Source organism: Peptoniphilus faecalis (assembly GCF_012976305.1).
GTDB lineage: Bacteria > Bacillota > Clostridia > Tissierellales > Peptoniphilaceae > Peptoniphilus_A > Peptoniphilus_A faecalis.
The window spans coordinates 54,083-69,033 of the sequence record NZ_JABDSR010000002.1 but is presented as its reverse complement, the minus strand read 5'-3'; the positions used below and the strand labels follow the sequence as shown (position 1 = coordinate 69,033).

Genomic DNA, 14,951 nt, shown 5'->3' with positions numbered 1-14,951 from the left:
AACATAAAAAAAGAAATCGGACTTTTCCGATTTCCTTTTTGTCTTAACTATTGAATTAGTTTGCTATTTTGTTCCATCTTTCTACGCCATGATCGTCTTTTTCATAGTAGTGAGTATTTGTAGCTTCATAAATATCATAGTATGCCCAATGAGAAGTACTTAAATCTTTGAACTTTCTTAATTCAAAGGACTTTTCATCTACAAAGGCTCTATCAGCCTGTCTATCAAACATTCTATTTACTATTGATACTGCTTCTGCTCTCGTGATAGGTGCATCAGGTTTAAATGTTCCATCTGAATATCCAGTGATCCAACCTTGTGCCTTAACTTGTGATATTACATCTCTTGCCCAGTGATTTGAAGGTACGTCTACAAAGCTTTCTGTTGCAAGTTTTTTGTCATTTATATATTTTGATGCAATAGCAGCAAACTCAGCTCTTGTAATGCTATTATTAGGTTTAAATGTTCCATCTGGATATCCCTTTATGATGTCCTTAGAAGTCAATTTCATTATACTTTCTGTAAACCAATCACCTTGTTTTACATCGCTAAACTTGTCCACAAAGGCTCCTTGAGTATTCTTTTCTGCCAACCTTGCAAATATAGCAGCCACTTCTGCCCTCGTGATTTCTCCATCAGGTCTAACTGTGCCATCTGGATAGCCAGAGATATATGCCTCATGTCTTTCTACCCTTGGTTCAGCTTTAGAAACTTCAACCTTTGGAGCAATTGGTGTCAAAGGAGCAACAGTCCTTTGAGTAGGTTCGTGCCAAGTTGGACGCCATGGAATATAAGGTTCAGATGGATAGTAAGGTTCATCTGGATAACTAGGCTCAGGCTCATGAGGCTTGATTGGGTCTTTAACTAAAATTCTAACATAAACTTTATCACTAGTTCCATCTGGATAAGTTACATCCACTCCTACAACAAAGCTTCCAGCTTGATTTCCATTAGGAATTGTCGTTTCATCAGAAATTTCAAATTTTACCGCACTTCTGTCGCCCTTATATCCTACTAATTCAATGCTATTTGCTATTTCTTCTGGAGTAGTATTTTCTCCATAATTTTTTGTAATCATGCTAGCTTTTGCATCGTATTTTATATTGTCGAATTTTACAACTTTCCATGTTCCTGCAAAAGTAACATCAGATTGTACGTCTTCTTGTTCATAAGCAGGTTCCCAACCTAAGAAAGTATATGTCGCAAAGTCAGTTTTTTCTTCAGTATTTGCTACTGGAGTTGTAGGAACTTCTGCATTTTGTGACTTGTAAATTTCCTTGCCCTCTGGTGGAGTCTGTGTGAAATCAGCAGGTCTTTCAATTTCTTCGCCATCTTCATCTACGAATTTGTATTCATATCTTACAAGCACCTTTTCATTTGAAATAAATTTCCAAGTACCGATAAAATGCACTTCGCCCGCTTGTTCGGAAGATTTTGTAAAGCCCGCAAACTTCCATACTCCCGGTACGTCATCTACTGTATCAGGATACTCGCCGATATAATTTGGCATATCAAGAGTTTCATCTTCATATTTTTCTATGCTATCTACTAAGTCGGCACTTATTGCTTCAGGTTTTAAAACTTCTTCCTCGCCATTTTTAAATACATAGTCGAAAACATAATTTACTTTTCCTCTTGGGACAAATTCCCAAGTTCCTGTAAAGACATTCTTAGCCTTATCTTTATCAATAGATAAGCTTTCCGGACTCCAGCTTACAAATTTCCAAACTCCTTGGTCGTTTGCATCGGTAATTTTTACTTCGTTAAACTTGTATTGAGGCGTAAATTCTTCTCCAATATTCTTTTCAATATTTATAGGTTTTTGTTCTATTACTTCTTGAGGTAAAGGTCTATCATCTTGAGAGATAAATTCAAAGCTTACTTCGCTCATTGTTTCATCCCATTGTGCATAGGCAATTTCATTCTTTGTGATTGTAAATTCATCGCCCGGTTGATAAACCACATCTCCAATTTTCCAACCGACAAATCTTGCCTTTGGCTTATTTAAATTTCCTTCATTGGCAATTCTTATAGTTTGATTAATATCGGCATCGGTTTTAACAGGAACATCTCCGCTTACACCTTGAGGATTGTCTTTATCTGCAACATAAGTTAGTGTCACTTTGTCGGTCTTAAAGGTTGCCACATAGGTTTTGTCGCCGGTTATTTCACTATCCATATCTAAAGTTTCACGCCAAGTGTCGAAAACATAATTTTGATTTGGTGTATACTTAGGAACTGTTACTCTCGTCCCTAATTTTACCCCTGCATTAGGATTTACATAGTACTTAGTTGTTCCAGAAAGAGTTCCGTTGCCGTCAGTAATAAATAGAACTGTAACATAGCCCTTAGGCTTATCCGTCGATTCATCAGCTGTATAAACATCCTTTAGTTTATTAAAGATATGTTTTATCTTCATTCCTTCAACAAAGGGACCTGTCATAGAGCCTTCCCATGTTCCCTTTTCATAGCCAATAGCGGGTTCAAATCCAAGTCCTTCCGCCTTATTAGTTAAATCGACATCCGCCTTAGGATTTACATAGTACTTAGTAGTTCCGGAAAGTTTTCCATTGCCGTCAGTAATAAATTCAACTGTAACATAGCCCTTAGGTTTTTCTCCTTCAGCAGGAAGAATTGGGTCGATGTCGTCATATGTTGCAGTGATTGTAACTTCTTTTCCGTCACTTATATTCATAGTTAGAGGTTTATCCCAAGACTTGAATTTCTTTCCAGTTTTTTCTATTACTTCTGTTTGAGGAATAGTAACGTCAACCTTTGGTTTTACCCAATAAGTTGTAGTAGCTCCCTCTTTGAAGTTTCCTCCTTCACCGGAATCTAAAGTTACCTTTATATAGCCCGGTTTTTCTTCTGTTAAGACATTTTCTAGTTCATTGTATCTTGCGGTGATTACCTCTCCACCACTGTATAAGACTGAGTAATTTATGATTTCTGTCCAACCCACAAATTCATAACCAGTTTTAGCATCTATATTTGGTTTAAAATCGTAAAGTTTTACGGGAACAGTCGGATTTACATATACATTTTTAATTGTATCTGCGGAATCCTTAATGCTTCCCTTATCCGTAGTGTCAAAGACAACTTTCACATATCCCTTAGGAATTTTGTTTAGATTGCCACTTTCATCTTTTTCAGGGATTACATTTTTAAGAGGAGTGTACTCGGCAGTTACATAAATTGTCATCTCGCTTCCGTCGATTTTTTCACTAGCTTCTTTGTCCCAGCCATCAAACTTATATCCGGTGAAAGCAATTACATCTGTGTCGGCAAATTTGCTTAAAATATCTCCCAAAGTTTTATTCTTCTTAGGATTTACATAGAAGATGGTGTTTAAATCATCTTTAATATATCCGTCGTCTCCATTATTTAATATAACTTCAACATAACCCTCTGGTTTTGAATTTGTACTTTCGTCATCTGTTTTTTCTGGAATTATATCATCATAAGCCTTGAATCTTCCCTTTATAGTAGTATCTTCACTAAAAGTAGTTTGATTTATAGGAGGATCCCAAGAGTCAAAGTAATATCCGACTTCCACATCTAACTTAGGTCCTTTTAGAGTTATCCTTCTATTAGGGTCGACATATACTGTATTTTGCCCTACAATACTTCCGCCTTCGCCTTCTATTTCAAAAGTTATCTTGCTATAACCATCAACAGGAGTAGTTGAAATTGCACCCGTAGGAGAGAACACAGCTTTTATATCAGTGTCTACTTTATATTGTTGATTATGAGTAACATCTCTGTCCCATGCAGAAAATTCATAGCCCGTATCCGGATTTATTTCACCATCTGTTGGCGGAGTAAGTGTTACATATTTATTTGGATTTACATAGTAGGATTTTTCAACAACTACGCCATTTTCACCTGAAATAAATTTTACAGTTACATAACCCTCTGGGCTACTTACGCCGTCTTTTACTTCAATCACATCTTCTAATTCCACTGCCTTAGCTTTTACCACGATGTCAGTGTTTATTGGTGTAGTATCATCCTTATCCCAACCATTAAAGGCGTATCCGATTTCTGGATTTCCAATAGGCTTAATAATACTTGCATCTCCAAGAGTTATTCCGGCATCCTTTTTAATATAGTAAGACTTGACATCGGAAAGATTTATCCCCTTTGTTCCTTCAAAAGTCAATCTCACATATCTTTCATCAGGTCTTCCCATTGGATCGCTAGGGTCGTAGGGGATTATAGTTTTAACATCAGCATAACTTGCCTTAATTGTGAAAGGCTCTTTTACTTCAAAGTTATCTTCAGGAAGGGTATTCCATTTGTCAAAGGATTTTGTGCCGTCTTTGTAAGCTGCACTAGGAATAGAAAGCCCTTCATATTTTGTCCTTTTCCAATTTGTGCCCTTATAAACATTGTAAACTCTTGTAGTCTTATCTGTTCCATTTAACTTACCATCTTCTGTGGCATCAAAAACCACCCTTGTGTAGTAATCAGGGACTTCCTCATTAGGATCTGTAACTTCTTCCACAATTGGAACTACCTTTATTTTTGCAGTTACAGTGCCAGTCTTGCCACTTGGATAGTGGATTGTTACGTTAACAGTCTTTTCTCCAGTTGTTGAAGTGTCTATCGGTTCAAAGGAGAATTTTGCTCCCGCCTTTTCCAATTCTTCATAATTAGTCAATAAATCTTTTGCAGTAGGAGTAGAACCCTTTGGCACAATTTTTTCATTTCCACTTGATTTTAAAACAAATTTAGCAGTAAATATATGGTCTTCTCTTATAGGCGTATTGTCATTTAAAAATCTTTCGTCATTCCATTCATCAAATTCATAATTTCCGGAATCATCGGCAAAGGCATTGACCTTTGGAAGCTTTTTAAATTCAAGTCCGTCAATTACATCGTATATAATCTCCTTCACACCTTGGTCTTTATCGCCTAATGAAATATTTCCGCCTTCATCCGCCCTAAAGATTATTCTGTGATATCCATCAGGAGTTACGGCTTCCTTTGATTTTCTCTTTAACACACGAATGTCTTCGTATTTAAAGCTTACGCTATCTTTATTTGTAATAACATCGCCATCTCCATAGCCCTTAATATTAGTTAGCTCGCCCTTTTCATTCAATTCAAATGAAAGTTCGACATTAGGAGCTGATGTCAATTTATAGCCCGGTATATTTCTATAAGACACTGCATCATAATCCTTTTTGCCATTTTCAATTTTTTCCGGTGGGACTATATTTTTATCATTTTGGTCGATGTAGTTGATATTGTACTGTCTTGTTCTAAAAGGTCTATAATGAAAATCAAATTTATTATTTTCAGGATTTTCATCTATTATTTTAGTTTGATAATATTCATTATTTGGTATATCATCTCTTAAAAGCCAATCTTCTCCTGTAAATTGAGCCATAGCTGCTGCATATTCGCCTATTATCAAGTTTTCAAGTTTAATTTCTTTCTTTTTATCTAAAATTTCATTGTCCTGAAGGTCGTAGAAATGATGATAAGCAGTAGCATAGGTTCTATTTGTAGCGACCCACATTGCCTTTAGATAAATATCTTCAGCCACCGGATTATCTTCTGCATACCTTATAGGCACATGATATTTGTCAAAATAGCTTGTATCTATTGTAGGACTTCCGCTGCCGTCAAGTATTAACTGACCCTTTTCATCCCTTTTAAAAAGCACTAATTCCCAGCCGGCAAAAGTAGAACCTTCTTTAGTTGGTTTACTTTGAAGACTTATCTTTGCTCCATTGTTTACCGTTTCAATTACCTTTTCGCTAGAACCCTTTAATTTTCCGCCATTTGGATCCAAAGTAACCTTCCACTTAATATCTTTTTCAGCCCAGTGGTCGTATAGATCGTACTTGTAGTTTGGCATAGTCTGTGCGGAGTCCTTTACCAAATTTTGACCTACGGGGTCTAATGCCCAGCCCTTAAATTCATAGGTATCTGGAATGCCTTGAGGTCTTTCCGGCACATATTTTGTGTCTAGGTCTAAATCCTTTAGCGGTTTGTCATAAGGAACTTGCATTGTAGTCGCATTGCCCTTTGTTGGATGTAGTGTCAAATCATATTTATTTCTTGTATATTCTAATTTTAAATATCCATTATTAGATGCTCTTTGGCCGCCAAGCCTGTCTACATATTGAACTTGCCCATCAGGTCTTCCATTATTTATAGTTTCCCAAAAAGAATCAGTTTTTCTGTAAACTCTTTGTGCTTTTTCATCATAAGCTCCTTCAAAACCTTTAAGTTCAGGAAGTGGAAACTTATAGCTGGAATTTTTGGTGTCGGACTTCCAATAATACATTGAAGAATCGAGTTTAGAAACTCCATCAAAATCCTCTTTGAAAAAATCCACATGTACAGGATGATTATTTGAAACTCGTCCTTGGGCAATCCCTAAACTTATCTGCCTTGGTCCAATATTAACGTCGGTTCTACTTAAAAAGCTCTTTCCCTCTTGATTTACAGCATTTATAAAATCAGAAGCTGAAAGCCTATAAGGCGGCGTATCTCTATATATAAAACGACCATAATTTATAAGCCAGCCTTGACCGGAATAGTTTCTCGTCCAGCCCTCTATTTCACTGTCCCTTGGCCATGCAGCTGCCAAAGATTGATTGAAGCGAGCCTTTATTGTATATGGATTGGTTTTCGCATCATATCTTACTCCGTCTTTAGTGATGATGGGGTCAAAAGTGTCTTTTGCTTGTATTACTTTTGCTTTTTCAAATACAAGCTCATAGACTTCTCTATCATAGTAGATACTAAATGCAGTCTTTCCTGTAGATGAAATTAGCTTTTGATTTCCATCTTCACCTGCATTTTTTTCTTTTATTAAATTTTCATTTCTATGATAGTATTTTGCCAGTTCATTTGGATTACTAGTAACCTCTTTATCAATATCTGGGAACTTTATTCCATCTGGAGTTACTTTTGAAAGGTCAGGAGATGTGCCGACTTCTCCCTTTGAAATCTTCTTGCTGCCAACATAGTCGTATCTTTCCTTAAAAGGTGCAGAAGGGTCATAGTCCGATTTTTCAGTGTAGAAAAGAATTGTATAATCTGCTTCTGTATTTTCCTTCCAAATAGCTTTAAATTCTAAATCTTCTGAAGGCATTTTAAGATTTTCTATATCTTCATTCCTTATGCGCTCTCCCTTTTTAACTGTACTTCCGTCATTTTTTAAAAGATCGCGATTTGCAATCCAATGTAAAAAAGTAGCACCCTCTTTTTTTGGTTCAATTACATTTGGAATATTTTGCTCATAATATAATTTCTTTGCTCTTATTTTAGTAGCGCCTTCAGATGTGTTGTAGGTAACAGTATTGGCATCTCTTAAATATCTAAATACAACTTGAAAGTCTTTAGTGCTTTCAGGTACTTGAACTTGTAAGCTTGAAAACTCTGGAGAAAATCCGGGAGTTTCACTTTTTTTCAATGCATAAAAAGGGAATTTAGTCCCAACTTTAGCATTATTTATTGTTTCCTTTTTCTTTTCAAAGGCTTCTGGATCTGTTAAAGATTGAAAAAGATGAACTACCTTTACTTCTGTTTCCTTTGGTGTATATACATATCCATTTGTATAATCTTTAAAATTAGCCACCTCTGCCCTTGAAAAAGTATATCTCGGAGTTGGCGCAGTATATCCATCTATGATTGGAAGGTCCACAGTTTTATCTATGTCCATTTTTCCATTTTTAAATACAGATGCTATATAAGGTTGAAATTTAGGAATTTTAAAACCATTTGCATCAATGTAATAGTCCACTTGTAATGTGTATTTTTCATCCACAGGCGGATCTGCTATTTGATTATTTGCCTCATCTTTATTTGTAGGGTCTTTGTCAAATTCCTTGACCTCTACATCTTCGTTGTTAATATAATGTACTTTGTCATTTTTTATATTGTCGTAATCATCTATTTTAAAATTAGGTTCGCCTGAATATGCAAAGATATTCGCAGGAAAACTTGTCAGCAAGATAAGTAGCGCCATAAAAAATGCCAAACATCTCCTATTTAATTTCATAAATACCTCCCTTTAAATTTTAATGTCTGAGCATTATTATAATATAGAGACATCCTTTTTAAAATATCTTTTATTATATTATATAATGATCTAAATACATTTATTATATCATCTAAGATTCAAAAAGTTTACTAGTTTAATTAAGATTATGCAAAAAAATTTTTGTATCTAAGCCAAATTTTATTAGATTTGTAAATTAAAGTTGCAAGATGTAATAAGAACTAAAATAATAAGGAAAAATTAATCTAATTCAATTTTTTAATCCCTTTCAAGGTCTTTCTATAAAAGCATTTTGAAAAAAACAAAATTGACTTTTATGAAAATTTCTATATAATAAAATTAAGTATTTAGATAGATATCAAAATATTTAAGAAGGTGAATTATGTTTTCTAATACTTTTAAAGCCCTATCCGACCCTGTTAGACTTGAGATTTTAAATATGCTCAGGAAAAATGGCAGGATGAATGCAGGGGAAATCGCCGATAATTTTGATTTAACAAAGGCAACAATTTCTCATCACCTAAAGATCTTAAGAGAGCAGGATTTGATTTACGAAACTAAAGAAAAAAATTTTATTTATTATGAGCTAAACACTTCGGTTTTTGAAGAAATTTTGACATGGATTGTGAAATTTAAAGGAGGTCAAGATGAAAAATAAGTTTAGATTTAGAGAAAGCAGCATTTATTCAATAATTGCATCAATTATTATTTTAATATTTTTTAGTGCAGTTTTTTATAACAAAATGCCAAGAGAACTTCCTACTCACTGGAATTTTAACAATGAAGTAGATGCCTATGGCTCAAAATTTGAGGCTATGATAGGAGTTCCTTTGTTTTTAATTGCCATGAATATTTTCCTTTGCTTTATGCTGGACAATGATCCAAAAAATAGGTTGCAAAATAATTTACTTATGACTATTACTAAGATGACCTTTCCCCTTATGATGATTGTAATCTATGTAATAACAGTTTTATATGGACTAGGTAGGGAAGTAAACACTGGCATTATAATTTCTCTAGCAATTGGAATTTTGTTTGTAGTCATTGGAAATTACATGCCAAAGGTAAAGAGAAATTACACCATGGGAATTAAGCTTCCTTGGACTTTAAATAGCGACGAAAATTGGAGGAGAACTCATAGAATTGGCGGAATTTCATTTATTATGATGGGATTAACTTTTTTTGCCTATCCCTTTATTAAAAGTGAGGCTTTAATTTTTGGCGTTGTGATTTTTGCCATAGCCATACCTACAATTTATTCCTTTTATCTCTACACTAGGGGAATTTAAAAAGTTAAAATAAAAAAATAAAAAGGGGACTATCACAATGTGGTAGTCCTTATAGTTTTCTATTTTTTCTTGAGACTTCTAGGGGAAGTTTTTCTCTTTCTCTTTTTACTTTTTCATTTTCTAATTTTACTATGGCAAGATTTTTTTCTTCGCCAAGGTCTGCGATTATTTCGCCACTTGGTGATACGCATAGGGAATGTGCGTAGGCATTTTTGGAAAGTTTGGCATCTCTTGCTATGGCAGGAGAAACTATATAGCATTGAGTGTCTACTGCACGAGCTCTATTTAAAAGGTGAAAGTGAACTTCGCCCGTCTTTTTCATAAAAGTCGATGGCACAAAAATTACTTCAGCACCGTAGTTGCGAAAACTTTGGAAGAGCTCGGGAAATCTTAAATCAAAACAAATTGCAAGGCCAAAGATGCCATATTCTGTTTCAAAGACGCCTAGAGATTTGCCGCCAGAAATTGTGTCAGACTCCCTATAGCCTTCGATGTCAAAGAGATTTATCTTTGAATATCTGTAAATTTCCTTGCCCTCTTTGTCGAAGACATAGGATCTATTGTAAATTTTTTCGCCAGATTTAATTGGGATTGAGCCTCCAATTAAATAGACTTTATTTTTCCTTGCCACTTCACTCATTTTTTTGTAAGTCTTTCCAAAATCTTCTTCGGCAAATTTTGTGAAGTAAGAATTTTGGTAGGGGCAGTTCCACATTTCTGGAAGGCATATTACATCGGCACCTTTATTTTTTGCGCAAGATGTATATTCTTCCATTGTCTTTAAGTTTTTTTCTTTGTCGCCAGTGGCAGGCAACTGAATTATTCCAACATTAAAATCTTTCATAATAACCTCAAATTATATAATGTTAAAAAAGCCAAGGCATAAAACTACTATTCCAAGGACTATTCTATAATAGCCAAAGGGAATAAAGTCGTGTTCACGAACATAGCCAAGGAATTTTTTAATTACTACAAGGGCAACTATATAAGAAATAAGTCCGCCAAGGATTATCAAAAACCATTGCCAAGGGGTGAAGGAAAATCCGATTTTTAAAATTTTAAGGGCAGTTGCGCCAAGCATAGTTGGCACTGCAAGGTAGAAGGAAAATTTTGCGGAGCTTGTCCTTGAACAGCCCAGTAGCATTGCGCCAATAATTGTTGCGGCAGAACGAGATGTTCCGGGAACCATGGCAAGGCATTGGAAAAAGCCAATTAGTAATGCGGTTTTAAGCCCAATGTCATTTAAACTTTTGTATTTAAATTCTTTGTTTTTATTATTTTTTTCCATAAAAATAATTATAAATCCATAGACAATAAGTGCAATTGCAACTGTAATTGGATTAAAAAGATGTGAGTCGATAAAGTCGTCTAATAAAAACCCAAAAAAAGCTGCGGGCAAAAATCCAATGATTATTTTTGCAATTAGTCGCATTGTTTCAAGATCTCTATACTTAAATTTTTCCTTAAAGGATAAACTTTCATATTTTTCTTCACCAATTACTGGCACAAGTTTTCCCCTTGCAATTGGATTTATATCGTAGAAGTAGAGATATACTACTGCTAATATTGCACCCAGTTGTATAATTACGCTAAAGGCATTGGAAAAGGACTTTGGCTCAAGTTTTATAAAGCTATCTGCGATTATAAGATGACCTGTTGATGAAACAGGTAAAAATTCTGTCAGCCCTTCGATGAGTCCAAGGACTATTACTTTTATTATGTCTGAAATCATATTTACCTCCATTTTTTGACAAAGCTATTATAACATTTGATTGAGAAAAGATAAATAAGGCCCTCGTCAATGACAAGAGCCTTATTATTAATTTCTTTGTAAATTTAAAAATTTTGTAAATTCCTTTTTAAACATCAACTCAACAGTTCCCGTAGGGCCGTTTCTGTGTTTTGCAATGATTACTTCGCCAATATTTGGCTTTTCAGATTCTTCCTTTGTGTAGTATTCATCTCTATACAAAAACATTACTATGTCTGCATCTTGTTCAATGGCACCAGATTCACGAAGGTCAGACAAAATTGGTCTGTGATCTGTTCTTAGTTCAGGTGCACGAGAAAGTTGTGATAGGGCAATAACGGGAACTTCAAGTTCCTTTGCAATTGCCTTTAAGTTTCTCGATATTGCAGAAATTTCTTGTTGCCTTGATTCAGCTCTAGAATTCATCTGCATAAGTTGCAAGTAGTCGATTACTATTAAGTCAAGTCCCTTTTCTATTTTCATTCTTCTACACTTTGCCTTTAGTTCCAGAGGAGAGATGCCGGCAGTGTCGTCAATTTCCATTTTTAGATTGGATATAATTGGCATTGTGTTAATTATTTTTGTCCACTCTTCTTCATTTAAGTTTCCGCTAATAACTTTTTGAAGGTCTACATGGGCATTTGAAGAAATAATCCTTTGGAAAAGTTGGTTCTTGCTCATTTCAAGGGAAAAAATGGCAACTGATGCACCGCCTCTTAATGCTGCATTAGTTGCGATATTTACCATAAGGGCAGTTTTACCCATGGAAGGTCTCGCCGCAAGTAATATTAAATCAGATTTTTGAAGTCCAGAAATTTTTCTATCAAGGTCTATAAAACCAGTTGTAAGTCCAGTGAGGGCATTTGGATTTTGTGCCTTCATTTCCAATTCAGCAAAGGAATCTAGGGCAATATTTTTAATATTTACTAGACCATTTTTTGTTGAGTCTTGAGTTATTTCAAAGACAGATTTTTCTGCAAGTTCGATAATAAGGTCTGCTCTTGCATCAGATGAATAAGCGGCAGAAATAATTTTATCAGACGCATTTATTAGTTCTCTCAAAACGCCCTTTTCCTTAATAATTTCACAGTAGGATCTAATATTTGAAACAGCTGTTACATTTGAAGACAAGTCGGCGAGATATGTTATTCCTCCAACTTCTTCTAGGGATTCAGTTTTTTTCAATTCTTCTGCAATAGTTATTACATCTGCAGGCTCATTTCTGTTGTAGATATTTAAAATTGCGTCATAAATTTTTCTATGGGCATCTTGATAAAAATCCTCTGTTTTTAAAATTTCAATAGATGCAGTGATTGCTTCTTTTGAAAGCATCATAGAGCCTAGCGCCGATTCCTCTGCTTCAAGATTGTGGGGAGGCATTTTTAAATTTTCAACAGAATTTAAGTTTTCTCCATTTACATCCATATCGATCAAGATTCCGGTCTAACATTTACCTTTAAAGTTGCAATTACATCGGGATATAATTTTATGTCGATGTTTTTCATTCCAGCTTCTTTAATATTTTCGGACAAGTCGATTTTTTTCTTGTCCACTTCAATTTTATATTCGCTCTTTAAATTTTTTGCAATGTCGCTAGAAGTTATTGCACCAAAAAGTCTTCCACCTTCTCCAGCTTTTGCCTTAATAGTAAGGGTTAATTGTTCGAGTTTTTTCTTAATTTCATTGGCCTTTGCTCGATTTTCCCTTTCTAATTTTTCTTCTTCGATTTTATTTTTCTTCCAAATTTCTAAGTTTTCGGGAGTAGCTTCAATAGCAATTCCTCTTGGGATTAAAAAGTTTCTAGCATAGCCAGTTTTTGCGTTAACTATGCTTCCCTTTGGTCCTAAATTTTTGTCGTCTTTTAATAAAATTATTTTCATGTTATTCCTCGCTTCTATTTTCTTCTAAATATTCTTCTATGGCTTCTATTAAAATCTTTTCTGCTTTGTCTAAATCTTGTGTATCAATTTGTGCACCAGCCATATTTAAGTGGCCGCCGCCGCCTATTTTTTCAAGAATTAATTGAACTGAAACTACTTCTCCACGGGATCTGCCTGAAATATGAGTTTTGCCATTATTAATTGTAAGCACAAAGGATGCGTCAATGCCATTTATGTCGAGAAGGGCATCGGCAGCCTGTGCTGCAACTAATACAGAATTTTTTGCTTCCTTTTCAAATCTCGATACGGCAATATTGTCGTGAATGATTTTTGTGTTGTGAATTACATCTGCTCTGTAAAGCATAGTATCTAAATCATCTTGGAAAAGTGCCTTTACTTTTAACATATTTGCACCAGCTCTTTTTAAAACTGAGGCAGCTTCAAAGGTTCTTACGCCCGTTTGGAAAGAGAAGTTTTTTGTGTCTACAACTATACCACTCATGAGAGCATCTGCCTCAAAATGAGTTAAATTTAAATCCTCTGACATATAAGTGAGCATTTCAGTTATGAGCTCGCAAGTTGAGGAGGCATAGGGTTCTACATAGGACAAGACGGGATTTTCTACAAATTCCTTGCCTCTCCTATGGTGATCTATTACTACTATTTGGCTAGTTTCCTTCAAGAGGTCTGGATATTCAGTAAAGGATGGCTTGTGATTGTCCACTAAAATTATTAGAGAGGAGTGCTTAATGGTGTTCATTGCCGTTTCTCTTGATATGACTTTTTTGTAAAGTTCTGGCTCCTCTTCCTTCATCCTGTCGATTAAATTGTCGATGGATGGATTGGATTTTTCAAGGACTATATAACCTTCTTTATTTCTATTTAAAGTTGCACGCAGACAACCAATAGCCGCACCAATTGCGTCCATATCTGGGTTTTGATGTCCCATAATGTAGACATTTTCAGATCTGTCGATTAATTGTTTTAAAGCTTCGCCAATAACTCTTGCCTTAACTTTATTTCTCTTTTCAACAGCTTTTGACTTTCCGCCAAAGAAGGCATAATTGTCGTCGACTTTTACAACGGCTTGGTCGCCGCCACGACCTAGTGCAAGGTCAAGAGATGAGTCAGCTTCCATATAGGCCTCTTTAAAGTTAAGCCCAAAGGAAGAAACTCCAATAGATAAAGTAATGGGAATTGAGTTGCCCTTATTTAAATCTCTTAAATCATCGAGTATGTCAAATCTCTTTTTTTTAAGGGAATTTAAAGATTTATAATTCATGACAACTAAATATAAGTCTTCGTCAGCCTTTTTAACCAAAGCATCGTATTCTTCAAAATATTGAGAGATAGTTGAGTCAATGTCTGCAATTAAAAGAGGTCTAATCTCTGAAGGAGCACTGCTTATTGCTTCTGAGAAGTTGTCTACTTCTACTTTTGCAATAATTGGATATTCTTCTGTGTATTTGTCCTTTAAATTTTTGTAGGCGGTGTTGTCTACAAAATAAAGTAGCACAGATTTGCTGTCAGCGGATTTAGATTTATTTTCACAAATATTTGTGTAGACATTAAAAAAGCTCTTGTTAATCTCAATGGGAAGTGTATTTGCACCACTTCTATTTATTATATTTGAGATGTCAATATCCTTAACTAAATTTTCAAGGTCGCCATCGATTAAAGTCTTTTCCTTAAATAAATTTATAAAGGGAGTGTTGTACCACAAGATTTTTGCCTTTTCATCAGTAATTACAAGGGGAAAGGGCATGTCAAAAATTGCTTCTTTAGTTAAAGAATCAAATTGTTCATTTAAGTTTTCAATGTGTTTGATAGTCTCGGCATTCTTATTATTGATCTTGTTATAAGTTATATAAAAAATATAAGCAAAACCCAAAATTGAAATAAAACCAATTAATGGATTTAGGATTATTAAAATAATAACTAGGGCAATTCCAAAGACAAGATAGGGGAGAAAATCGCTAATTTTATAATTATTTTTCATATTATTCTCA

General features: G+C 34.7%; 8 protein-coding genes. 2 read left to right on the top strand and 6 right to left on the bottom strand.

The window, feature by feature from the left end; translation table 11 throughout:
* Positions 1-55 precede the first annotated feature (55 nt).
* The gene (locus HKO22_RS01520; RefSeq protein ID WP_169968053.1) at positions 56-8,023 is read right to left on the bottom strand and encodes an S-layer homology domain-containing protein; all 7,968 of its coding nucleotides are present in this window, start codon (positions 8,021-8,023) and stop codon (positions 56-58) included.
* Between the two features lie 382 nt (positions 8,024-8,405).
* Between HKO22_RS01520 and HKO22_RS01515 the strand changes: the two genes are divergently transcribed.
* The gene (locus HKO22_RS01515; protein ID WP_075659640.1) at positions 8,406-8,681 is read left to right on the top strand and encodes an autorepressor SdpR family transcription factor; all 276 of its coding nucleotides are present in this window, start codon (positions 8,406-8,408) and stop codon (positions 8,679-8,681) included.
* Positions 8,671-9,312 (top strand): SdpI family protein, encoded by a 642-nt coding sequence (locus tag HKO22_RS01510; protein ID WP_169968051.1) that lies wholly within the window; start codon positions 8,671-8,673, stop codon positions 9,310-9,312. The genes HKO22_RS01515 and HKO22_RS01510 overlap by 11 nt, the downstream gene beginning before the upstream one ends.
* 49 nt (positions 9,313-9,361) lie before the next feature.
* Here the strand turns inward: HKO22_RS01510 and HKO22_RS01505 are convergent, their stop codons facing one another.
* The 5 genes from HKO22_RS01505 to HKO22_RS01485 form a co-directional block, all read right to left on the bottom strand.
* Positions 9,362-10,156, bottom strand: coding sequence for a carbon-nitrogen hydrolase family protein (locus HKO22_RS01505; protein WP_169968049.1), 795 nt, complete (start codon positions 10,154-10,156; stop codon positions 9,362-9,364).
* 12 nt (positions 10,157-10,168) lie between these two features.
* Positions 10,169-11,044, bottom strand: a complete 876-nt coding sequence (locus tag HKO22_RS01500) for an undecaprenyl-diphosphate phosphatase (RefSeq protein WP_169968047.1) — start codon at positions 11,042-11,044, stop codon at positions 10,169-10,171.
* Between the two features lie 87 nt (positions 11,045-11,131).
* Complete coding sequence (dnaB, locus tag HKO22_RS01495; RefSeq protein WP_169968045.1) at positions 11,132-12,487, bottom strand: replicative DNA helicase; 1,356 nt, start codon at positions 12,485-12,487, stop codon at positions 11,132-11,134.
* A 5-nt stretch (positions 12,488-12,492) separates the two neighbouring features.
* Positions 12,493-12,942: a 50S ribosomal protein L9 gene (gene rplI, locus HKO22_RS01490; protein ID WP_169968042.1), complete on the bottom strand. Its 450-nt coding sequence runs from the start codon at positions 12,940-12,942 to the stop codon at positions 12,493-12,495.
* A 1-nt stretch (position 12,943) separates the two neighbouring features.
* A complete protein-coding gene (locus tag HKO22_RS01485) occupies positions 12,944-14,941 on the bottom strand; it encodes a DHH family phosphoesterase (protein ID WP_169968040.1) in 1,998 nt (665 codons plus the stop codon).
* Positions 14,942-14,951 lie beyond the last annotated feature (10 nt).

Coding starts and splice junctions, on each gene's coding strand:
- HKO22_RS01520 (WP_169968053.1), bottom strand. CDS start 8,023: ATGAAATTAAATAGGAGATGTTTGGCATTTTTTATGGCGCTACTTATC.
- HKO22_RS01515 (WP_075659640.1), top strand. CDS start 8,406: ATGTTTTCTAATACTTTTAAAGCCCTATCCGACCCTGTTAGACTTGAG.
- HKO22_RS01510 (WP_169968051.1), top strand. CDS start 8,671: ATGAAAAATAAGTTTAGATTTAGAGAAAGCAGCATTTATTCAATAATT.
- HKO22_RS01505 (WP_169968049.1), bottom strand. CDS start 10,156: ATGAAAGATTTTAATGTTGGAATAATTCAGTTGCCTGCCACTGGCGAC.
- HKO22_RS01500 (WP_169968047.1), bottom strand. CDS start 11,044: ATGATTTCAGACATAATAAAAGTAATAGTCCTTGGACTCATCGAAGGG.
- dnaB (WP_169968045.1), bottom strand. CDS start 12,487: ATGGATGTAAATGGAGAAAACTTAAATTCTGTTGAAAATTTAAAAATG.
- rplI (WP_169968042.1), bottom strand. CDS start 12,942: ATGAAAATAATTTTATTAAAAGACGACAAAAATTTAGGACCAAAGGGA.
- HKO22_RS01485 (WP_169968040.1), bottom strand. CDS start 14,941: ATGAAAAATAATTATAAAATTAGCGATTTTCTCCCCTATCTTGTCTTT.